Here is a 235-nt window from a genome sequence, read left to right as displayed (position 1 = left end):
TAGTATCCGTACGCCGAAATAATAAAGTCGTCATCGCTGGTGATGGACAAGTATCTCTAGGCAATACCGTCATGAAAGGCAACGCACAGAAAGTTCGCCGACTCTACAATGGCAAAGTACTGGCAGGCTTTGCTGGCGGTACCGCCGATGCATTCACGCTATTTGAGCGCTTTGAAAGCAAACTACAAATGCACCAAGGTCACCTGACTCGCGCTGCCGTTGAACTGGCGAAAGA

General features: G+C 49.8%; 1 pseudogene. It reads left to right on the top strand.

The annotated features are described in order from the left end of the window. Positions 1–235, top strand: a pseudogene (locus tag AB4585_RS24390) (HslU--HslV peptidase proteolytic subunit); the annotation flags it as partial.

It is taken from the genome of Vibrio sp. 10N.222.49.C9 (assembly GCF_041474985.1).
GTDB classification, from domain to species: domain Bacteria; phylum Pseudomonadota; class Gammaproteobacteria; order Enterobacterales; family Vibrionaceae; genus Vibrio; species Vibrio crassostreae_C.
This window is presented reverse-complemented; position numbering and strand designations above follow the sequence as displayed.